The following is a 20,957-nucleotide window of genomic DNA, read 5'->3' as shown; positions in this document are numbered from 1 at the left end:
CCTGCACGTGGAGAGAACAACAATGTTGAGATCCCTTAAGTATTCCGCACTGGCGATCGGTTTGATCGGCGCGACACAGGCCATGGCCGGCCCGGACCTGACGGTCGTGTCCTTTGGTGGCGCGAACAAGGCAGCACAGGTCAAGGCCTTCTATGCACCGTGGGAAAGTGCAGGCAACGGCAAAATCGTCGCTGGCGAGTACAACGGTGAGATGGCCAAGGTCAAGGCCATGGTCGACACCAAGAGCGTGTCCTGGGACCTGGTGGAAGTGGAATCGCCGGAACTGTCCCGTGGTTGTGACGAAGACATGTTCGAACCGCTGGACCCGAAACTGTTCGGTAACACCGCTGACTACGTGAAAGGCGCCATCCAGCCATGCGGCGTGGGCTTCTTCGTGTGGTCGACCGTGCTCGCCTACAACGCCGACAAGCTGAGCAGCGCGCCGACCAGTTGGGCGGATTTCTGGGACACCAAGAAATTCCCTGGCAAACGCGGCCTGCGCAAGGGTGCCAAGTACACCCTCGAGTTCGCCTTGATGGCCGACGGCGTAGCGCCGAAGGATGTGTACAAAGTGCTGGCCGGCAAAGATGGCCAGGACCGTGCGTTCAAGAAACTCGACGAACTCAAGCCGTCGATCCAGTGGTGGGAAGCCGGCGCGCAACCGCCGCAGTACCTCGCCTCGGGTGACGTAGTGATGAGCTCGGCCTACAACGGTCGCATCGCTGCCGTACAGAAAGAGAGCAACCTGAAAGTGGTCTGGAACGGTGGCATCTACGACTTCGACGCGTGGGCTATTCCAAAAGGCCTGGCCAAGGATCGTGCAGAAGCGGCGAAGAAGTTCATCGCCTTCTCGGTGCAGCCGCAGCAGCAGAAGATCTACTCGGAAAACATCGCTTACGGCCCGGCCAACACCCAAGCCGTACCGTTGCTGGCCAAGGACGTGCTCAAAGACATGCCGACCACGCCTGAGAACATTGCCAACCAGGTGCAGATCGATGTGAGCTTCTGGGCCGATAACGGCGAGCAACTCGAGCAGCGCTTCAATTCCTGGGCTGCCAAGTAACTCCATGTGGGAGGGGGCTTGCCCCCGATAGCGGTGTATCAGTTGGTATATGTACTGACTGACATTCCGCCATCGGGAGCAAGCCCCCTCCCACAGGGGATCTGCTGCGTTTGGAAGAGTGCATTCATTTTCAAGTTTCGGAGTTAGCCATGGCCATCGCCGTTCCCTCGACCGAGGTCAACAGCCCCACCCTCAAGCAGCGCCTGGCGCGTGCCGAGCGGCTTAATCGCTGGAAGGCCCAGGCCTTGATTGCGCCACTGGTGCTGTTTTTGCTGCTGGTGTTCCTGGTGCCGATCGTTGCGCTGCTGTACAAAAGTGTCGGTAACCCGGAAGTCGTGGGTGGCTTGCCGCGCACGGTGGTGGCGGTGAAGACCTGGGACGGTCGCGGCTTGCCTGGCGAGCCGGTGTACCAGGCGCTCAGCGAAGACCTCGGTGAAGCGCGCAAAAACCAGACCCTCGGCGATCTGTCCAAACGCTTGAACATGGAACTGGCCGGCTATCGTAGCCTGCTGACCAAAACCGCCCGTGCGCTGCCGTTTACCGCAGCGCCGGCCTCTTATAAAGAAGCGCTGGAAACCCTCGATGAACGCTGGGGCGACCCGGCGTACTGGCAGGCGATCCGACGCAATACCAGCAGCCTGACGCCGTACTACCTGCTGGCGGCCGTCGATCACCGCATCGACGACCTCGGAGAAGTGGCCCCGGCCACGCCGGACCAGGCGATCTACCTGGACATCTTCGCCCGCACCTTCTGGATGGGCCTGGTGATCACCTTTGTTTGTCTGCTGTTGGCCTATCCGCTGGCCTACCTGCTGGCCAACCTGCCTGCACGGCAAAGCAACCTGTTGATGATTCTGGTCCTGCTGCCGTTCTGGACGTCGATCCTGGTGCGCGTGGCGGCTTGGATCGTGCTGCTGCAGTCCGGCGGCCTGATCAACAGCGCGCTGATGGGCATGGGCCTGATCGATAAGCCGTTGGAACTGGTGTTCAACCGCACCGGGGTCTACATCTCCATGGTGCATATCCTGCTGCCGTTCATGATTCTGCCGATCTACAGCGTGATGAAAGGCATCTCGCCGACCTACATGCGCGCCGCGATTTCCCTGGGCTGTCACCCATTCGCCAGCTTCTGGCGTGTGTACTTCCCGCAAACCTACGCCGGTGTGGGCGCAGGCTGCCTGCTGGTGTTCATCCTGGCGATTGGTTACTACATCACCCCGGCCTTGCTGGGCAGCCCGAACGACCAGATGGTCAGCTACTTCGTGGCCTTCTACACCAACACCAGCATCAACTGGGGCATGGCGACGGCGTTGGGCGGCTTGCTGCTGCTGGCCACCGTGGTGCTGTACTTGATCTACAACCGGCTGGTGGGCGCCAGCCGCCTGCGCCTGAGCTAAGGAGACCTTGCGATGCTGAGCCCTTATATGTCGCCCGTGGAGCGGGTGTGGTTCTACAGCTTGCGGATCCTCTGCGGCTTGATCCTGCTGTTCCTGATTCTGCCCGTGCTGGTGATCATCCCGCTGTCCTTCAACAGCGGCAGTTTCCTGGTGTACCCGCTGCAAGGCTTCTCGCTGCACTGGTACCAGGATTTCTTCGCCTCGGCCGAATGGATGCGTGCGCTGAAGAACAGCATCATCGTCGCCCCGGCGGCCACCGTGCTGGCGATGGTGTTCGGCACGTTGGCGGCGATCGGCCTGACCCGCGGGCATTTCCCCGGCAAGGCGCTGGTGATGGCCCTGGTGATCTCGCCGATGGTGGTGCCGGTGGTGATCATCGGCGTGGCCAGTTACCTGTTCTTCGCGCCGCTGGGGCTGGGTAACAGTTTCTTCTCGCTGATCGTGGTCCACGCCGTGTTGGGCGTGCCGTTTGTGATCATCACGGTGTCCGCGACCTTACAGGGGTTTAACCATAACCTGGTGCGGGCGGCGGCCAGCTTGGGGGCATCGCCGTTGACCGCGTTTCGCCGGGTGACCTTGCCGCTGATTGCGCCGGGGGTGATTTCCGGCGCGTTGTTCGCGTTTGCCACCTCGTTCGACGAAGTGGTGGTGACGCTGTTCCTCGCCGGCCCCGAGCAAGCTACCCTGCCGCGCCAGATGTTCAGCGGTATCCGCGAAAACCTCAGCCCGACGATTGCGGCAGCGGCGACCTTGCTGATTGCCTTTTCGGTGTTGTTGCTGCTGACCCTGGAATGGCTGCGCGGCCGTAGCGAAAAACTGCGTACCGCCCAGGTCTAAATGTGGGAGGGAGCTTGCTCCCTCCCACATGGGTTCTGTGACCATTCAGCTGTTGAATGGAATACAACCGATCTCCTTCAGCTACTCTTGTGCCAGCCCACAATCAACAAGAGGCCGCGCACATGAGTACTTCCTCATTCAAGATCGCCCATAAACTGCTGACTGGCGCCGGTGCCATCGAACAACTGGCCGCCGAGCTGACGCGGCTGGATGTCGACAACCCGCTGATCGTCACCGACGCCGCGCTGGTCAAGTCAGGCACTGTTGCGCTGGCGCTGGCGCATTTGGGCGGGCGCGCCTACGAGATCTTTGACCGGGTGCTGCCCGACCCGGAAATCGCCATTGTCGAAGATTGCATGCGCGCCTACCGCGAAGGCGGGCACGACGGCCTGATCGGCTTGGGCGGCGGCAGTGCAATCGATATCGCCAAAAGCGTGGCGGCCTATGCCGGTTATCACGGTGCCCTGGCGGATCTGTTCGGCGTCGACCAGGTACCGCGCAAGGGCCCGCCGTTGATCGCCATTCCCACGACGGCCGGCACCGGCTCGGAAGTGACCAACGTCGCGATCCTCTCCGACAAGGTCGCACAACTGAAAAAGGGCATTGTCAGTGACTTCCTGCTGCCGGACGTCGCACTCATCAGCCCGCAGATGACCCTGACCTGCCCGCGCAGCGTCACCGCCGCCAGTGGCGTGGATGCGCTGGTGCATGCCATCGAGTCCTACCTGTCGCTGAATGCCTCACCGATTACCGATGCCTTGGCCATCGGCGCGATCAAGCTGATTACCAAGGCGTTGCCCAAGGCTTACGCCAACCCGGCCAACCTGCAGGCCCGCGACGACATGGCCACCGCCAGCCTGATGGCCGGGATGGCGTTCGGTAACGCCGGGGTCGGGGCGGTGCATGCGTTGGCCTACCCGCTGGGCGGGCGCTTCAATATCGCCCATGGCGTGAGCAACGCGCTGTTGCTGCCGTATGTCATGCACTGGAACAAGCTGGCCTGTGTCGAGCGCATGCAGGACATTGCCCAAGCAATGGGCGTGAATGTCGCCGGCCTGAGCGTCAACGCTGCCGCCGACCAGGCGGTCGAGGCGATGACGCGGTTGTGTGCCGACGTGGAGATCCCTTCGGGCCTGCGCAGTTTCGGCATCCCCGAAGACGCCCTCGCGGGCATGGCCACGGAAGCGGCGGGTATCGAGCGCCTGATGCGCAACAATCCGCGCCGGCTCAGCGTCGCCGATATCGAGAAAATCTACCGGGCAGCGTACTAGCCGTTTAGTTAGGTCACGGTGCGCAGGGCAAAGCATGAGGTATACAATGCGCGCCATCGTGATTTAGCTCAAAAAAGGTGCGTCATGCAGCCCTTCGTTATCGCTCCATCGATTCTCTCCGCCGACTTCGCCCGCCTCGGCGAGGAAGTGGACAAGGTGTTGGCCGCCGGTGCCGACTTCGTCCACTTCGACGTCATGGACAACCACTACGTTCCCAACCTGACTATCGGCCCGATGGTTTGCGCGGCGTTGCGCAAGTACGGCGTCACCGCGCCGATCGACGCGCACCTGATGGTCAGCCCGGTGGACCGCATCGTCGGTGACTTCATTGACGCGGGTGCGACTTACATCACCTTCCACCCGGAAGCCTCGCTGCACGTCGACCGTACCCTGCAACTGATCCGCGAAGGCGGCTGCAAGGCGGGCCTGGTGTTCAACCCGGCCACCCCGCTGGACGTGCTCAAGTACGTGATGGACAAGGTCGACATGGTGTTGCTGATGAGCGTCAACCCAGGTTTCGGCGGGCAGAAGTTCATCCCCGGCACCCTCGACAAGCTGCGCGAAGCCCGCGCGCTGATCGATGCCTCGGGGCGTGACATCCGCCTGGAAATCGACGGTGGGGTCAACGTCAACAACATCCGCGAAATCGCTGCGGCCGGCGCCGACACCTTTGTGGCCGGCTCGGCGATCTTCAATGCGCCTGACTACCAGGAAGTCATCGCCAAGATGCGTGCAGAACTGGCGCTGGCGCGTCCATGAGTGGCTTTGAGCGGCTGTTCCCCGGCAAACTGCCACGGTTGGTGATGTTCGATCTGGACGGTACGTTGATCGATTCGGTGCCGGACCTGGCAGCGGCGGTGGACGAGATGCTGCTCAAGCTGGGGCGCAAGCCGGTCGGCATCGAGCCGGTGCGCGAATGGGTCGGCAACGGCGCGCAGAAGCTGGTGCGCAGGGCGCTGGCCAACCACATCGATGCCGAGGGTGTCGATGATGTCGAGGCCGAGCACGCCCTGGAATTGTTCAATGCGGCCTATGAAGACCACCACGAACTGACCGTGGTGTACCCCGGCGTGCGCGACACCCTCAAATGGCTGAGCAAGCAGGGCGTGGAAATGGCCCTGATCACCAACAAGCCGGAGCGCTTCGTCGCGCCGCTGTTGGACCAGATGAAAATCGGCCGTTACTTCCGCTGGATCATCGGTGGCGATACGTTGCCGCAGAAGAAGCCCGACCCGGCGGCGCTGTTCTTTGTGATGAAAATGGCCAATATCCCGGCGTCCGAGTCGTTGTTTATCGGCGACTCGCGCAGCGATGTGCTCGCGGCCAAAGCGGCGGGCGTGCAGTGCGTCGCCTTGAGTTACGGCTATAACCACGGTCGGCCGATCGCCGAAGAGTCGCCCTCGCTGGTGATTGATGACCTGCGCCGGCTAATCCCCGGTTGCTTGGGAGCTGGCGCTGAGATAACGTTGCCAGACACCGATCCGTCCCCCTCTGGAAGTGCCATCGTGGTAGTCACTCGCAAACTCTGGATGAAAGTCATCAAGGCCCTGGCCCGCTGGCGTTGGCGCGCCTGACTGATCCTCGCCGCGCGTTGCGGCACGTTTGCATACCTGACCGTTAGACCCTCATGCCACGAGGCACCTCATGATCCGCGAAGAATTCCTGCGTTTGGCCGCTGCCGGCTATAACCGTATCCCCCTGGCCTGCGAAACCCTGGCCGACTTCGATACGCCGCTGTCGATCTACCTGAAGCTGGCCGACGAGCCCAACTCGTACTTGCTCGAATCGGTACAGGGCGGCGAGAAGTGGGGCCGTTACTCGATCATCGGCCTGCCGTGCCGCACTGTCATGCGGGTGTACGACCATCACGTCAGCATCACCCATGACGGCGTCGAGATCGAAAGCCATGACGTCGAAGACCCGCTGGCCTTCGTCGAAACCTTCAAGGCGCGCTACAACGTGCCGACCATCCCTGGGTTGCCGCGTTTCAACGGCGGCCTGGTCGGGTATTTCGGCTACGACTGCGTGCGTTATGTGGAAAAGCGCCTGGGCAAATGCCCGAACCCCGATCCGCTGGGCGTTCCGGATATTCTGCTGATGGTTTCCGACGCCGTGGTGGTGTTCGACAACCTTGCTGGCAAGATGCACGCGATCGTGCTCGCCGACCCATCCCAGGCCGACGCTTTCGAGGAAGGCCTGGCCAGCCTCGAAGCCCTGCTGGAAAAACTGCGCCAGCCGATCACCCCGCGTCGCGGTCTGGACCTGCGCCGTCCGCCTGCGGCCGACCCGGTGTTCCGCTCCAGCTTTACCCAGGATGACTACGAGCGGGCGGTCGATACCATCAAGGAATACATCCTGGCTGGCGACTGCATGCAGGTGGTGCCGTCGCAACGCATGTCCATCGACTTCAAGGCCGCGCCGATCGATCTGTACCGCGCGCTGCGTTGCTTCAACCCGACGCCGTACATGTACTTCTTCAACTTCGGCGACTTCCACGTCGTCGGCAGTTCGCCGGAAGTGCTGGTGCGCGTCGAGGACAACCTGATCACCGTGCGCCCGATCGCCGGCACCCGCCCGCGTGGCGCGACCGAGGAAGCGGACCTGGCGCTGGAAGAAGACCTGCTCAGCGACGACAAGGAAATCGCCGAGCACCTCATGCTGATCGACCTGGGCCGTAATGACACCGGGCGCGTCTCGGAAATCGGCTCGGTGAAGTTGACGGAGAAGATGGTCATCGAGCGCTATTCCAACGTGATGCACATCGTCTCCAACGTCACCGGCGAGTTGAAGGCCGGCCTGACCGCGATGGACGCGTTGCGGGCGATTCTGCCGGCGGGCACCTTGTCGGGCGCGCCGAAGATTCGGGCGATGGAGATCATCGACGAGCTGGAGCCGGTCAAGCGCGGTGTTTACGGCGGCGCCGTAGGGTATTTCGCCTGGAACGGCAACATGGACACCGCCATTGCGATTCGCACTGCGGTGATCAAGGACGGGGAGCTGCATGTGCAGGCCGGTGGCGGGATCGTCGCCGACTCGGTGCCGGCCCTCGAATGGGAAGAAACCCTGAACAAGCGCCGCGCCATGTTCCGCGCAGTGGCGTTGGCTGAACAGACCCCCCAGGGCTAAGAATTCTTGAGGTTTCCCCCATGTTGCTGATGATTGATAACTACGACTCCTTTACCTACAACGTTGTGCAGTACCTGGGCGAACTCGGTGCCGAGGTCAAGGTGGTGCGCAATGACGAACTGACCGTCGCCGAAATCGCCGCACTGAACCCGGAGCGCATCGTGGTTTCGCCTGGCCCGTGTACGCCGACCGAAGCGGGCGTGTCCCTTGAAGCCATCAAATATTTCGCCGGCAAGCTGCCGATCCTCGGCGTTTGCCTGGGCCACCAGTCTATCGGCCAGGCGTTTGGCGGTGAGGTGGTGCGGGCGCGCCAAGTGATGCATGGCAAGACCAGCCCGGTGTTCCATAACAACCTCGGCGTGTTCGAGGGCCTCAAGCTGCCGGTCACCGTGACGCGCTACCACTCGCTGGTGGTCAAGCGCGAAACCCTGCCCGACTGCCTGGAACTGACCGCCTGGACTCAGTTGGACGACGGCTCGGTCGACGAGATCATGGGCCTGCGCCACAAGACACTGAATATCGAAGGGGTACAGTTTCACCCCGAGTCGATCCTGACCGAGCAGGGCTACGAGCTGTTCGCCAACTTTCTCAAGCAGAGCGGCGGCACGCGCTAAGGACTTTTCATGGATATCAAGACTGCCCTGAGCCGTATCGTCGGCCATCTGGACCTGAGCACCGCGGAAATGAGCGATGTGATGCGTGAGATCATGACCGGTCAATGCACCGACGCGCAGATCGGCGCGTTCATGATGGCGATGCGCATGAAGAGCGAGAGCATCGACGAAATCGTCGGCGCCGTGTCGGTGATGCGTGAGCTGGCAGACAAGGTCGAGCTCAAAACCCTCGACGGTGTGGTCGATGTGGTCGGCACTGGCGGCGACGGTGCGAATATTTTCAACGTGTCCACGGCGGCGTCCTTCGTGGTCGCGGCGGCCGGTTGCACCGTGGCCAAGCACGGCAACCGAGCGGTTTCCGGCAAAAGCGGCAGCGCGGATCTGCTCGAAGCGGCCGGGATCTACCTGAACCTGACACCCGTCCAAGTGGCGCGCTGCATCGACAACGTGGGCATCGGCTTCATGTTTGCCCAGTCCCACCACGGCGCGATGAAGCATGCTGCCGGCCCGCGCAAGGATCTCGGCCTGCGTACCCTGTTCAATATGCTCGGCCCGCTTACGAATCCGGCCGGTGTGAAGCATCAGGTGGTGGGCGTGTTCAGCCTGGCCCTGTGCCGGCCGTTGGCAGAAGTGTTGCAGCGCATGGGCAGCAAGCATGTGCTGGTGGTGCATTCGAAAGACGGCCTGGACGAATTCAGCCTGGCGGCGCCGACCTTTGTGGCGGAGCTGAAGAATGATCAGATCACCGAATATTGGGTCGAGCCCGAAGACCTGGGCATGAAGAGCCAGAGCCTGCACGGCCTAGCGGTGGAAAGCCCGGCGGCCTCCCTGGCGCTGATTCAGGACGCCTTGGGGCGTCGCAAGACCGAAAACGGCCAGAAAGCCGCAGAAATGATCGTGCTCAATGCCGGTGCTGCGCTCTATGCCGCCGATCACGCCTATAGTCTTAAAGAAGGCGTGGCCCTCGCGCATGACGCGTTGCACACCGGCCTTGCACGCGAGAAGCTCGAAGAACTGGGTGCCTTTACTGCGGTGTTCAAGATGGAGAATGAAGGATGAGTGTGCCGACCGTTCTAGAAAAGATCCTGGCCCGCAAAGTCGAAGAAATCGCTGAACGCCGTGCCCGCGTGAGCCTGGCCGAGCTGGAAAGCCAGGCGAAAATCGCCGATGCGCCGCGTGGCTTCGCCAAGGCCTTGATCGCCCAGGCCAAGCTCAAGCAGCCGGCCGTCATCGCTGAAATCAAGAAGGCCTCGCCGAGCAAAGGCGTGATCCGCGAAAACTTCGCACCGGCGGAAATCGCCGTCAGCTATGAGAAAGGCGGGGCGACTTGCCTCTCCGTGCTGACCGACGTCGACTATTTCCAGGGTTCCGATCTGTTCCTGCAACAGGCCCGCGCGGCGTGCAAATTGCCGGTGATCCGCAAGGACTTCATGATCGATCCGTACCAGATCGTTGAAGCCCGCGCCCTGGGCGCCGACTGCGTGCTGCTGATCGTCTCTGCGCTGGATGACGTGAAGATGGCCGAGCTGGCGGCCGTGGCCAAAAGCGTTGGCCTGGATGTGCTGGTGGAAGTTCACGACGGCGATGAACTGGAACGTGCGCTGAAAACCCTCGACACGCCGCTGGTGGGGGTCAACAACCGTAACCTGCACACCTTCGAAGTCAGCCTGGAAAATACCCTCGACCTGCTGCCGCGTATCCCGCGCGACCGTCTGGTGATTACCGAAAGCGGCATCGTCAACCGCGCCGACGTGGAGCTGATGGAAATCAGCGACGTGTATTCGTTCCTGGTGGGCGAGACCTTTATGCGCGCTGAGAACCCGGGCGCCGAACTGCAACGCCTGTTCTTCCCGGAGCGCGGTGTGGCGGTCAGCGGTTCGACCCTGGATTGATCAAACCACGGTCAGTATTTGAAGTGCGGTCAACATGTGGGAGGGGGCTTGCTCCCGATAGCGGTGTATCAGTTGATAGATGTACTGACTGACACTCCGCCATCGGGAGCAAGTCGAACCGTCGCACCGCCCCTGCCTCATTGGGTTTTGTGTTTATTCAGCGAGGTAGGTGTTCGATGATCCAGCCAGTGTCGATGACCGTCGAAGCCGGGCTTGCTGCGGAGCAGGCCTTACTGGCGCAAGTGTGCGCGGGTGAGCGGGCGTTTGGCTTGCTGTTCTGGCAACCCAGCGACCAGGCATTGGTGATGCCGCGTCGTTTGAGCCGCTTGCCGGCGTTCGAGCTGGCTAGCCAGGTGTCGGCGCAGGCCGGTTGGCCGGTGCTGTTGCGCGAAACCGGCGGCGAGCCGGTGCCGCAGTCGAGCGCCACGGTGAATATCGCTTTGGTCTACGCACCGCCGCGCAGTGAAGGCGATCAGGCGCGCATCGAAACCGGCTACCTGCGTTTGTGCCAGCCGATCTGCGACCTGCTGCTCGAATTGGGCGGCGATGCCTCCGTCGGCGAGATCGATGGGGCGTTTTGCGACGGTCGCTACAACGTCAACCTTAATGGCCGCAAAATGGTCGGCACCGCCCAGCGCTGGCGCCAAAGTGGTGGCCGTCCGGTGGGGTTGGTACACGGAGCCTTGTTGCTGGACAACGACCGCGAAGAACTGATTGCTGCGGTCAATCGTTTCAATCAAGCCTGCGGCCTGGAACAGCGCGTTCGCGCCGACAGCCATATCGCCCTGCACGAAGCCTTCCCCGCGCCGGACGCGATCAGCCGGCTGGATACTTTGTACCGGCAGATGCTGGCCGGCTTCCTGCCGGGTTAGCGGGTGCCGAACACGACCATCGTCTTGCCTTTGACGTTTACCAGGTTGCGCTCTTCCAGATCCTTGAGCACGCGGCCGACCATCTCCCGTGAACAACCGACAATGCGCCCGATCTCCTGGCGCGTGACTTTGATCTGCATGCCATCCGGGTGAGTCATGGCGTCGGGCTGTTTGCACAGCTCCAGCAGGCAACGGGCCACGCGGCCGGTGACATCAAAGAATGCCAGGTCGCCGACTTTGCGTGTGGTGTCCCGCAGGCGCTGGGCAATCTGGCCGCTCAGCGCGTAGAGGATGTCGGGATCGTGCTGAGTCAGTTCACGAAACTTCGCGTAACTGATCTCCGCCACTTCGCTCTCGATTTTGGTCCGCACCCAGGCGCTGCGCTCCTGCTCTTTGCCGGCTTGTTCAAATAACCCCAGCTCCCCGAAGAAATCGCCGGTATTGAGGTAGGCAATGATCATCTCGCGGCCGTCTTCATCCTCGATCAGGATGGTGACCGAGCCCTTGATAATGAAGAACAGTGTTTCGGAGCGTTCGCCTGCGCAGATGATGTTGTGCTTGGCCGGGTACCGACGACTCTGGCAATGCGTCAGCAGTCTGTCGAGATTCTTGATCTTGGGTATGGGAGTAAAAGCAACCATGGTTGTATCCCGAAAAAGACTGCACAGGGTGGTTGGACTTGTTTTTATCTAGCCGTATCTACATTGATACACGTCGCACAAAGGATGGCAATGCGCCACTCATTTGGCGCCAGCTTACCAGACACATTGTGACTCTATTAACCAATTTACCGTGGCACCCTGACGATTGATGACGTTGCGCGGAAAAGCTGTCGGCCGCGGGCCCTGTGCTAAGCTGGCGACCCTTTTTTAGCAGTGGAGTCTGGGCGATGAAGGCACGCATCCAATGGGCGGGCGAAGCCATGTTCCTCGGTGAGTCGGGCAGTGGCCATGTCGTTGTCATGGACGGTCCGCCGGAAGCCGGCGGCCGCAACCTGGGCGTTCGCCCGATGGAAATGCTCCTGCTTGGTGTAGGCGGTTGCAGCAATTTCGACGTGGTCAGCATCCTGAAAAAATCCCGTCAGGCCGTGGAAAGCTGCGAAGCCTTCCTCGAAGCCGAGCGTGCGACTGAAGATCCCAAGGTGTTCACCAAGATCCACATGCATTTCGTGGTCAAGGGCCGGGCGCTGAAAGAAGCCCAGGTCAAGCGCGCCATCGAGCTGTCGGCGGAGAAGTATTGCTCGGCGTCGATCATGCTGGGCGCGGCGGGTGTCGCGATTACCCATGATTACGAAATCATTGAGTTGGGCTGATCCAGGGATTCGCCGGCAATAACGACAGGGCGCTTTGATAGCGCCCTTTTTTCGGCTTAGATGCGGTAGGTGCTTTTGGTCATGACCTTGGCCATCAGGCTCATGCCAAACCTCACCGGCGCTGGGAAGCGGAAACCGCCGGCATCCAGTGCGCTTTCTGCGTGGTGTTCTTCGTCGATGCGCATCTGCTCAAGAATCGCCCGGGACTTTTCGTCTTCGGCCGGTAACTGTTCCAGGTGCTCATCCAGGTGCTTGCACACTTGCCGTTCCGTGGCGGCGACAAAACCCAGGCTGACTTTGTCGCTGATCAAGCCGGCGGCGGCGCCAATCCCAAACGACAGGCCATAGAACAGCGGGTTCAGCACGCTGGGATGACTGCCCAATTGGCGAATACGTTGCTCGCACCAGGCCAGGTGGTCGATTTCTTCCTCGGCAGCATGCTCCATTGCCGCGCGCACTTGCGGCAGCTTGGCGGTCAACGCCTGGCCCTGGTACAGCGCTTGGGCACAGACTTCACCGGTATGGTTGATACGCATCAGGCCAGCGACGTGGCGGGTGTCGGTCTCGCTCATTTGCGCATCGGGCTGCACGATGGCGGGCGACGGGCGATACGGCTGGCCGCTGAATGGCAACAGCGTGCGCATGGCCGTGTCGGCTTGCAGCAACAGACGGTCAATCGGCGAGTAGTGACGTTGGGTAGTCATGCTGACCTCCGGGAAGAATCTCGGCGGCCAGTTTACCGCAAGAGAGGGCGAAGCGTTTGCGCTGAGTCAAGGGCATGGGGTCGCATGCCGGGGCTGGCGACCCTTGTGTCAGGCGTATCAGCCCGGCGGCCAGTTCATCTGGCGCTGACCCAGCACATGCATATGGATGTGGTAAACGGTCTGTCCACCTTCTTCATTGCAGTTCATCACCACACGGAAGCCTTTCTCGCAGCCCAGTTCCAGCGCCAGGCGCTGGGCGGTGAACAGGATATGCCCGGCCAAGGTTTTGTCGTCCTCGGTCAGGTCGTTCAGGGTGCGGATCGGTTTTTTCGGGATAACCAGAAAATGTACCGGCGCTTGTGGGGCGATATCGTGGAAGGCCAGGACCTGGTCATCTTCATAGATGATCTTCGCGGGTATTTCTCTGTTGATGATTTTGGTGAACAGAGTATCCAAAGCTGTTTCTCCATTGTGAATGTGCAGGGTGAGTGTACTCAGGCCGTCAGCGCGGGCAATAGGCCTTGTTGATCGCGCCGGCGATCTTGCGTGTCAGCCAGCGTGGGCTCAAGCGCGGGCTGAAAGCCAGCCAGCGGTTGCGGCGGCCGGGGATGATGATGGCTTTGTTCTTTTCCAGTGCGCGCACGGTGTAGAGCGCCACTTCTTCCGGGCTCATCAAGTGCGCGCTGCGCTCGAGCTTGGTGGTGTCCATTTGCGCCGTGCCGAAGAACGCCGTGCGCGTCGGGCCGGGGCACAATACCGAGACCTTGATGCCGCAGGTTTTCAATTCTTCGCGCAAGCCTTCGGAGAAGTGCAGTACATAGGCCTTGCTGGCGTAGTAACTGCTCATCCATGGGCCGGGTTGGAATGCGGCGATCGAGGCGACATTCAGGATCTGCCCGCCGCCATGCAGGGCCATGGCATTGCCGAGGGCGTGGCACATACGGGTCAGTGCGAGGATGTTGACTTCGATCAGGTCCTGCTCGGTCATCCAGTCCTGGGCCAGGAACGGCCCGCTGGTGCCCATGCCAGCGCAGTTGATCAGCAAGTCGATCTGTCGCTCGCCTTCCTCAAGTTCCAGCAGGAACCCGGACAAGCGCAGCGGTTCGCCCAGGTCGCAGGCACGGAACAGCACCTCGACGCCGAAGCGTTGCGTCAATTCGATTGCAATGCTTTCCAACTGATCACGCTGGCGGGCCACCAGAATCAAGCTGCGGCCACGCCGGGCCAGCGCTTCGGCCAAGGCCAGGCCGATGCCGCTGGAGGCACCGGTGATCAGAGCGTAACGGGTCATGCCTTTCTCCATCGCAACGCCGCCGGGCCTGTGACAGAGGCATCACAGGCGGCGGGCGTTTCTTCACTGTTCTGGAGAGTCTACAGGTTCGGCCGCGTCGTCAGCACTTTGCACGTCTGCTTCATCGACGATCACGCTTTGATCGACGTCGTCATCCGAGGTGATGGAGCTGCTTTCGTAGCTGCTGTCGACGTTGCTTTCGAGTTGGTCCAGGTAGCCGTTCATCCCCAAAGCCATCACGATGATGAGCATCAACGGAATAAACGCCAGCCACAGGGAGGCCAGGACTTTCACCGCCGTGGAGTTGCGCGGTGGCGGCGCGCCGTACTGGTTGGCGCCTGTGTTACCCGGCAACACCAGCAGCAACAACGGGAAAATGCTGTTCACCAGTGGCACCAGGTTCAGCAGGTACAGCCAGCCCGACCAGCCCAGGTCGTGTAGACGCTGCACGCCGATTTGCACGCTGACCCAGACAATCGCCACGAACAGCGCAAAGCCCAGCAGCGAACCCAGAATGATGCCTGCCGTCGGCGAAGCGGTCGCCACGGCGAAGCCAGCAGTGGCGAGGATGCCCGAGGCGACGAGCATTGCGACGGTGAGGACCAGCGTCCAGGCCAGGTAACGCAGGCGCCCGATGCGGCCATGGATCGTGAAAACCTTGAGCTCGGCATACTCCGGCAAGTCGTCGCCCACTGTCGCGCGCGGTGGTGCATACGGGGAGGCGGCAGGGCGGGCGGAGAACTCTGTCTCGTGGGTTTCGTCGAGGCTGAAGGCCACGGGCTGTTCGGCTTCGATACGTGCGTCGACCCCGGCGTTCTTCAGCGCGGTGAGGTAGGTGTCGGCATCGGGGCGCGACAGGTCGCGCTTGAGGGCAACGGGGCGGCCGGTAAAGAGCTTCTCGATGGCCTCAACGTCGCTTTTGAACAGTTCGGCGAGATTCAGCTTAGCGGTGGTGCTTTCGACACCCGGGAGCAAGGCTCCATCAAACACAATCTTGAAACGGTTGTCGCTCATGCGGGCATCCTTGTCACGTTACAGGGGGAGGTGGGCAGGCCCGCGTCACAGCGGCGGGGCCAGCAAGTGTATCAGCGCGGCCAGCGCAATTGTGCCGCCGTCTCACGGGCTTCGCGGTATTCGGCATCCAGGCGGGCAACGAGTTCATCGACGCCGGGTAAATCATCGATCTCGCCGACGCCCTGGCCGGCGGACCAGACCGTCTTCCAGGCCTTGGCCTCGTCGCTCAACGGCTTGAGCTTGGCGCCGAAATTGACTTCGCCTTTGTCTTGCAGGGCGGCGAGGTCGAATCCGGCGTTTTCCAGGCTCTGGCGCATAAAGCTGGCGGGCACGCCAGAGACTGCGGCAGTGTGCACGATGTCGACGGCGCGCGATGTGAGCAGCATCTCTTTATACGCATCCGGCGCGTGGCTTTCGGTGGTGCCGATAAAGCGGGTGCCGAGATACGCGAGGTCTGCGCCGAGCAACTGGGCGGCAAGGATCTCGTGCCCGTGGTTGAGGCAACCGGCCAGCAGCAGGGTTTTATCGAAGAACTGGCGAATCTCGGCGATCAACGCGAACGGACTCCAGGTGCCGGCATGGCCACCGGCGCCGGCGGCCACCGCGATCAGACCGTCCACCCCGGCTTCGGCGGCTTTCTCGGCGTGACGCCGCGTGGTCACGTCGTGAAAAACCAGGCCGCCATAACTGTGTACGGCGTCGACCAACTCCTTCACCGCACCGAGGCTGGTGATGACGATCGGCACCTTGTGCTCCACGCAGATCGCCAGGTCAGCCTCCAGCCGTGGGTTGCTGTTATGGACGATGAGGTTGACGGCGTAGGGCGCGGGGTTGTCCATCTGCGCCAGGCCCGCTTCGATTTCCTCCAGCCAAGCCTTGAAACCACTGCTTTCGCGCTGGTTCAGCGCCGGGAAGCTCCCGACCACGCCATTTCGGCAGCACGCCAGGACCAGTTGCGGGTTGGAAATCAGGAACATCGGCGCCGCCACGACGGGCAGGCGCAGACGTTGTTCAAGCAAAGCGGGCAGCGACATTAGATGTACCCCGAGTCATTGACGTTAGAACGGTTTGACCACGACCAAAATTACGATAGCCAGCAATATCAGAACCGGGACTTCATTGAACCAGCGATAAAAGACATGGCTGCGGGTGTTTTCGCCACGGGCGAAGCGTTTTACCTGCGCGCCGCACATATGGTGGTAACCGATCAGCAGAACGACCAGGGTCAGCTTGACGTGGAGCCACGCGCCCATATGGAAGAGGCTGGGGTTGAGGGCGATCATCCAGATGCCGAAGACCAGCGTGGCAAGCATCGAGGGGCCCATGATGCCGCGATACAGCTTGCGCTCCATCACGCTGAAACGCTCCTTGCTCACGGTGTCCTCGCTTTGTGCGTGGTAGACGAACAGGCGCGGCAGGTAGAACAGCCCGGCAAACCAGCACACGATGGCGACGATATGAAAGGCTTTGACCCATAGATAGAGCATTTTTAGTTATTCCCAGGTTCACGGTAACTGAAGATAGTAGTGGCTCATGCGTCCTTACGTCACGTTGGCGGTTGTCGCAGAACGATGCGGCCCCTATTATCGACAGCTTTCCAGTGGGTTCGTTGAGGGCAGGTTTATGGTCAAGGTCGGTATCGTCGGCGGCACGGGTTACACCGGTGTCGAATTGCTGCGTCTGTTGGCACAGCATCCGCAAGCTGAGGTGGTGGTCATCACTTCCCGATCCGAGGCCGGTCTGGCTGTGGCCGATATGTATCCGAACCTGCGAGGCCATTACGACGGCCTTGCGTTCAGCGTGCCGGACATCAAGACCCTCGGCGCCTGTGACGTGGTGTTCTTTGCCACACCCCATGGCGTTGCCCATGCGCTGGCCGGTGAGCTGCTGGCCGCCGGTACCAAGGTCATCGATCTGTCGGCGGACTTCCGCCTGCAGGACGCCGATGAGTGGGCCAAATGGTACGGCCAACCACACGGTGCGCCGCAGCTGTTGGAAGAGGCGGTGTACGGCCTGCCGGAAGTCAATCGTGAACAGATCAAGCAAGCGCGCCTGATCGCCGTGCCGGGTTGCTATCCGACCGCGACGCAGTTGGGTTTCCTGCCATTGCTCGAAGCTGGGCTGGCGGATACTTCGCGCTTGATCGCGGACTGCAAGTCGGGTGTCAGCGGCGCCGGTCGTGGGGCCGCAGTGGGGTCGCTGTACTCCGAGACGTCGGAAAGCATGAAGGCCTATGCGGTAAAAGGGCACCGCCATCTGCCGGAAATCCGCCAAGGGTTGCGTCGCGCCGCCGGTAAGGACGTGGGGCTGACTTTCGTGCCGCACCTGACCCCGATGATCCGTGGCATTCACTCGACGCTGTACGCGACTGTGGTGGATCGCTCGGTCGATCTGCAGGCGCTGTTTGAAAAGCGCTACGCCAACGAGCCGTTCGTCGACGTGATGCCGGCCGGTAGCCATCCGGAAACCCGCAGCGTGCGCGGCGCCAATGTGTGCCGGATTGCCGTGCATCGTCCTCAGGACGGTGACCTGGTGGTGGTGCTGTCGGTGATCGATAATCTGGTCAAGGGCGCGTCGGGCCAGGCGGTGCAGAACATGAACATCCTGTTCGGCCTGGATGAGAAGCTGGGATTGTCCCACGCGGGCATGCTGCCTTAAGAGCAGTTGTAGGCTTCAAGTTGTAAGCTGCATGCTTGGAGCTGGCGATTTGAAGCTCGCCGCTGTGCCCATAATAGTTGACCGCTTTTCTAGGAGAAGCGGATAATGCCGACCATTACGCATATGGCGGCGGTACGCCGGGAGATTATCAGCATGAGCGTTGAATCCTTCACCCCCACGGCTTTGCAATTCACCCACGGTGCTGCGCACAAGGTGAAGAGCCTGGTCGATGAAGAGGGTAATGATCGCTTGAAGCTGCGCGTATTTGTTACGGGCGGCGGTTGTTCAGGGTTTCAGTACGGTTTTACCTTCGATGAAGAAGTGGCCGATGACGACACCATCGTTGAGCGCGAGGGCGTGAGCCTGGTTGTGGACCCCATGAGTTTCCAATACTTGGCAGGCGCCGAGGTGGATTACCAGGAAGGTCTTGAGGGCTCGCGTTTCGTGATCAAGAACCCTAATGCCACCACTACGTGTGGTTGCGGGTCTTCGTTCTCGATCTGATCGGTAGCGGATACAAAAACGCCGCTTGGCTTTGATCGGCCAAGCGGCGTTTTGCTGTCTGCGGATTATGGGGGGGCAGTCAGGCGGGGTAGATCCCGCCCAGGACTCGCAGCCCGCGCGCGCCGGTGACGCTGGGGCGGTTGGCGGCGATGCCTTCCAGGCAGCAATGGGCCAGCCAGGCGAAGGCCATGGCTTCGACCCAGTCGGGATCTACGCCGCAGGTGGCGGTGCTGCTGACCTGGGTCGATGGCAGCAGCGCGGCCAGGCGCTTCATCAGTGTGGCGTTATGGGCGCCGCCGCCGCAGACCAGCAGGGTCTCTGTCTGGGGTTGGGCGGTTTGCAGGGACTCGACGATGGTCAGCGCCGTCAGTTCGAGCAGCGTGGCCTGGATGTCCTGGGGGGCGAATGCGGGCAGGCGTGCCAGGTGCTGTTGCAGCCATTCCAGGTTGAACACTTCGCGCCCGGTGCTTTTTGGGCCCTTGGTCGAGAAGAAGGGGTCGCCGAGCAGCGCGCTGAGCAGTCGAGGTTCAACTTTACCGCTGGCAGCCCACTGACCCTCTCGATCGAAGTGTTCACCGCGCTGTTGGTGAATCCAGGCGTCCAGCAAGACATTGCCCGGGCCGCAGTCGAAGCCGGCTACGGGCTTGCCGGTCTCGATCAGGCTGAGGTTGCTGAAACCTCCGACATTCAACACCGCACGATTCCCGCTGCGCTCGTCAAACAGTGCTTCATGAAAAGCTGGCACCAAGGGCGCGCCCTGGCCACCCGCGGCAACGTCGCGGCTGCGGAAGTCGCTGACCACGGTGATTCCGGTCAGCTCGGTGAGCAGGGCGGGATTACCGATCTGTACGGTGAAGCCGCGTGCCGGTTCATGACGGATGGTCTGCCCATGGCTGCCGATCGCGCGAATGTCCTGGGGCTTGAGGTTGTGCTGGTCCAGCAGGGCATGGATGCCCTGGGCGGCGAGTGTCACCCAGTGCTGCTGGGCAATGGCTGAGCGGGCGATCTCATCCGGGCCGCTGGCGCACAGGCCGAGCAGTTCCTCGCGCAGGTCGTCAGGCATGGGGATGTAGTGAGTGGCGATCAGCTTGATCGCCTCGTCTTGTTCGATCAGTGCGATATCGAGGCCATCGAGGCTGGTCCCTGACATCACACCTATATAGAGCGGCATACCTTAACGCTTCGCCGAAGCCAGCAGGGTGGAGCGCTCCTGATCCATGCGTGCCATCAGCGGCTGGCTTAGTTGCATGAAGCGCGCGCGTTCGGCCTTGGCTATCGGGTCGGCCATCGGCAGTTTCTGGCCCAGTGGATCGACGTGTACGCCATTGACCTGGAACTCATAGTGCAAGTGTGGGCCGGTGGACAGGCCGGTGGTGCCGATGTAGCCGATCACCTGGCCCTGCTTCACGTTGCCCCCAGTCTGTACGCCCTTGGCGAACCCTTGCATGTGGCCATACAGCGTGCGGTAGGTATTGCCGTGCTGGATGATCACCGTGTTGCCGTAACCGCCGCGACGTCCGGCCAGCAGAACCTTGCCGTCACCTGCAGCCTTGATGGGCGTACCGCGCGGAGCGGCATAGTCGACGCCTTTGTGGGCGCGGATTTTGTTCAGAATTGGGTGCTTGCGACCCATGGAGAAGCGCGAGCTAATGCGGGCGAAATCCACAGGTGTCCGGATGAAGGCCTTGCGCATGCTGTTGCCATCAGCGGTGTAGTAGCTGCTGTTGCCTTGTTTGTTGGTGTAACGCACGGCGGTGTATGTCTTGCCGCGGTTGGTAAAGCGCGCGGAAAGGATGTTGCCGGTGCCGACCACTTTGCCGTTGGCGACCTTCTGCTCGTAGATCACGTCGAATTCGTCACCCTGGCGGATGTCCTGGGCGAAGTCGATGTCGTAGCCAAACACGCTGGCCATGTCCATGGTCATGCTGTGGGACAAGCCAGCGCGGGCGGCCGATTGCGACAGCGAGCTGTTGATTACGCCGTGTACATAGGCGGAACGCATCACTGGTTTGGTGGTGATGCGATTGAATGCGAAGCCCTTGGCGCCCTTGGTCAGGGTGATGCTTTCCAGGTCGCTGAGGTCGCTGTGCAGGTTGTTCAACTGGCCGTCGGGGGTCAGTTCGAACTCGAGTTTTTGACCGCGCTTGAGCTGGGTGAATTGCTTGGCTTGTTTATCGCTGGCCAAGACCTCATTAACAGTGGCGGCAGGCAGGCCGACCTTCTCGAACAGCGTGGAAAGCGTGTCGCCCTTGCCGACGATCACCTCGCGATGCTGAGGGTTCTTGGCCAGCGCTGGCGCAGGTGCAGCCTGCTGCTGGGCGGTTTTGTCGGTTTCGTCGGGGGCGCTTTCGATCTGGGCAAACGGCGAATCGACAGGTGCATTTGTGGCTTGTTGCGCGTCG

The 20,957-nt window shown here is 61.5% G+C and carries 23 protein-coding genes (1 of these 23 running past the window's edge); 14 read left to right on the top strand and 9 right to left on the bottom strand.

From position 1 onward, the window contains the following. The first annotated feature begins 22 nt into the window (after positions 1–22). The 11 genes from ACS5Q8_RS26195 to ACS5Q8_RS26145 all read left to right on the top strand — a co-directional run bounded on the left by ACS5Q8_RS26195 (position 23) and on the right by ACS5Q8_RS26145 (position 11,072). The gene (locus ACS5Q8_RS26195) at positions 23–1,063 is read left to right on the top strand and encodes an ABC transporter substrate-binding protein (RefSeq protein WP_253399628.1); all 1,041 of its coding nucleotides are present in this window, start codon (positions 23–25) and stop codon (positions 1,061–1,063) included. A gap of 149 nt (positions 1,064–1,212) precedes the next feature. Next, positions 1,213–2,460, top strand: coding sequence for an ABC transporter permease (locus ACS5Q8_RS26190; RefSeq protein WP_276195126.1), 1,248 nt, complete (start codon positions 1,213–1,215; stop codon positions 2,458–2,460). Between the two features lie 12 nt (positions 2,461–2,472). Continuing rightward, on the top strand, positions 2,473–3,297 hold the full coding sequence (locus ACS5Q8_RS26185; RefSeq protein ID WP_024077705.1) for an ABC transporter permease: 825 nt from the start codon (positions 2,473–2,475) through the stop codon (positions 3,295–3,297). Between the two features lie 122 nt (positions 3,298–3,419). Next, positions 3,420–4,568 (top strand): iron-containing alcohol dehydrogenase, encoded by a 1,149-nt coding sequence (locus tag ACS5Q8_RS26180; RefSeq protein WP_276195125.1) that lies wholly within the window; start codon positions 3,420–3,422, stop codon positions 4,566–4,568. A gap of 84 nt (positions 4,569–4,652) precedes the next feature. Beyond that, positions 4,653–5,327 carry a ribulose-phosphate 3-epimerase gene (rpe, locus tag ACS5Q8_RS26175; protein WP_276195124.1) on the top strand — a complete coding sequence of 225 codons (675 nt, stop codon included), beginning with the start codon at positions 4,653–4,655 and terminating at the stop codon, positions 5,325–5,327. Then, a complete protein-coding gene (locus ACS5Q8_RS26170) occupies positions 5,324–6,142 on the top strand; it encodes a phosphoglycolate phosphatase (RefSeq protein ID WP_465159566.1) in 819 nt (272 codons plus the stop codon). The genes rpe and ACS5Q8_RS26170 overlap by 4 nt, the downstream gene beginning before the upstream one ends. Positions 6,143–6,212: 70 nt before the next feature. Next, positions 6,213–7,694 (top strand): anthranilate synthase component I, encoded by a 1,482-nt coding sequence (trpE, locus tag ACS5Q8_RS26165; RefSeq protein ID WP_276195122.1) that lies wholly within the window; start codon positions 6,213–6,215, stop codon positions 7,692–7,694. A gap of 20 nt (positions 7,695–7,714) precedes the next feature. Then, on the top strand, positions 7,715–8,308 hold the full coding sequence (locus tag ACS5Q8_RS26160; RefSeq protein WP_247401720.1) for an aminodeoxychorismate/anthranilate synthase component II: 594 nt from the start codon (positions 7,715–7,717) through the stop codon (positions 8,306–8,308). Between the two features lie 9 nt (positions 8,309–8,317). Continuing rightward, positions 8,318–9,367 carry an anthranilate phosphoribosyltransferase gene (gene trpD, locus ACS5Q8_RS26155; RefSeq protein WP_247401722.1) on the top strand — a complete coding sequence of 350 codons (1,050 nt, stop codon included), beginning with the start codon at positions 8,318–8,320 and terminating at the stop codon, positions 9,365–9,367. Next, entirely contained in the window at positions 9,364–10,200 is an 837-nt protein-coding gene (gene trpC / locus ACS5Q8_RS26150; RefSeq protein WP_465159565.1) for an indole-3-glycerol phosphate synthase TrpC, read from the top strand. The genes trpD and trpC overlap by 4 nt, the downstream gene beginning before the upstream one ends. A gap of 176 nt (positions 10,201–10,376) precedes the next feature. After that, complete coding sequence (locus ACS5Q8_RS26145; RefSeq protein ID WP_276195120.1) at positions 10,377–11,072, top strand: lipoate--protein ligase family protein; 696 nt, start codon at positions 10,377–10,379, stop codon at positions 11,070–11,072. Here the strand turns inward: ACS5Q8_RS26145 and crp are convergent. After that, entirely contained in the window at positions 11,069–11,713 is a 645-nt protein-coding gene (gene crp / locus ACS5Q8_RS26140) for a cAMP-activated global transcriptional regulator CRP (RefSeq protein WP_247406562.1), read from the bottom strand. The two genes, ACS5Q8_RS26145 and crp, sit on opposite strands and share 4 nt — an antisense overlap. A gap of 248 nt (positions 11,714–11,961) precedes the next feature. Between crp and ACS5Q8_RS26135 the strand changes: the two genes are divergently transcribed. Beyond that, positions 11,962–12,384: an OsmC family protein gene (locus ACS5Q8_RS26135; protein WP_005792019.1), complete on the top strand. Its 423-nt coding sequence runs from the start codon at positions 11,962–11,964 to the stop codon at positions 12,382–12,384. Between the two features lie 56 nt (positions 12,385–12,440). Here ACS5Q8_RS26135 and coq7 read toward each other — a convergent pair whose 3' ends face one another. The 6 genes from coq7 to hemJ form a co-directional block, all read right to left on the bottom strand. Then, entirely contained in the window at positions 12,441–13,088 is a 648-nt protein-coding gene (gene coq7 / locus ACS5Q8_RS26130) for a 2-polyprenyl-3-methyl-6-methoxy-1,4-benzoquinone monooxygenase (protein WP_276195119.1), read from the bottom strand. 117 nt (positions 13,089–13,205) lie between these two features. Next, positions 13,206–13,544: a histidine triad nucleotide-binding protein gene (locus ACS5Q8_RS26125; RefSeq protein ID WP_010568016.1), complete on the bottom strand. Its 339-nt coding sequence runs from the start codon at positions 13,542–13,544 to the stop codon at positions 13,206–13,208. A gap of 46 nt (positions 13,545–13,590) precedes the next feature. Next, on the bottom strand, positions 13,591–14,379 hold the full coding sequence (locus ACS5Q8_RS26120; protein WP_276195118.1) for an SDR family NAD(P)-dependent oxidoreductase: 789 nt from the start codon (positions 14,377–14,379) through the stop codon (positions 13,591–13,593). A 63-nt stretch (positions 14,380–14,442) separates the two neighbouring features. Beyond that, positions 14,443–15,393: a DUF805 domain-containing protein gene (locus ACS5Q8_RS26115; protein ID WP_276195117.1), complete on the bottom strand. Its 951-nt coding sequence runs from the start codon at positions 15,391–15,393 to the stop codon at positions 14,443–14,445. Positions 15,394–15,464: 71 nt separating this feature from the next. Then, positions 15,465–16,427 (bottom strand): NAD(P)H-dependent flavin oxidoreductase, encoded by a 963-nt coding sequence (locus ACS5Q8_RS26110; protein ID WP_276195116.1) that lies wholly within the window; start codon positions 16,425–16,427, stop codon positions 15,465–15,467. Positions 16,428–16,451: 24 nt separating this feature from the next. Then, entirely contained in the window at positions 16,452–16,880 is a 429-nt protein-coding gene (gene hemJ / locus ACS5Q8_RS26105) for a protoporphyrinogen oxidase HemJ (protein ID WP_276195115.1), read from the bottom strand. Between the two features lie 136 nt (positions 16,881–17,016). Here hemJ and argC point away from each other — a divergent pair, with 136 nt between their 5' ends. Together argC and erpA are read left to right on the top strand one after the other, a co-directional pair. Further along, the gene (gene argC, locus ACS5Q8_RS26100) at positions 17,017–18,051 is read left to right on the top strand and encodes an N-acetyl-gamma-glutamyl-phosphate reductase (protein ID WP_247405766.1); all 1,035 of its coding nucleotides are present in this window, start codon (positions 17,017–17,019) and stop codon (positions 18,049–18,051) included. Between the two features lie 153 nt (positions 18,052–18,204). Next, on the top strand, positions 18,205–18,555 hold the full coding sequence (gene erpA / locus ACS5Q8_RS26095) for an iron-sulfur cluster insertion protein ErpA (protein WP_007906865.1): 351 nt from the start codon (positions 18,205–18,207) through the stop codon (positions 18,553–18,555). Positions 18,556–18,634: 79 nt separating this feature from the next. Here erpA and ACS5Q8_RS26090 read toward each other — a convergent pair whose 3' ends face one another. Both ACS5Q8_RS26090 and ACS5Q8_RS26085 read right to left on the bottom strand, forming a co-directional pair. Further along, positions 18,635–19,726 (bottom strand): anhydro-N-acetylmuramic acid kinase, encoded by a 1,092-nt coding sequence (locus tag ACS5Q8_RS26090; protein WP_465159564.1) that lies wholly within the window; start codon positions 19,724–19,726, stop codon positions 18,635–18,637. Positions 19,727–19,729: 3 nt separating this feature from the next. Then, positions 19,730–20,957, bottom strand: partial view of a peptidoglycan DD-metalloendopeptidase family protein gene (locus ACS5Q8_RS26085; protein WP_426102361.1) — the 3' portion only. The gene runs 191 nt beyond the window's last position; only the last 1,228 of its 1,419 coding nucleotides appear in the window; its start codon lies off the right edge, out of view; its stop codon occupies positions 19,730–19,732.

The sequence above is a fragment of the Pseudomonas sp. PAMC25584 genome (assembly GCF_058135675.1).
Note: the sequence above shows the minus strand (reverse complement) of the source record. Positions and strands in the feature narration are given on the sequence as shown.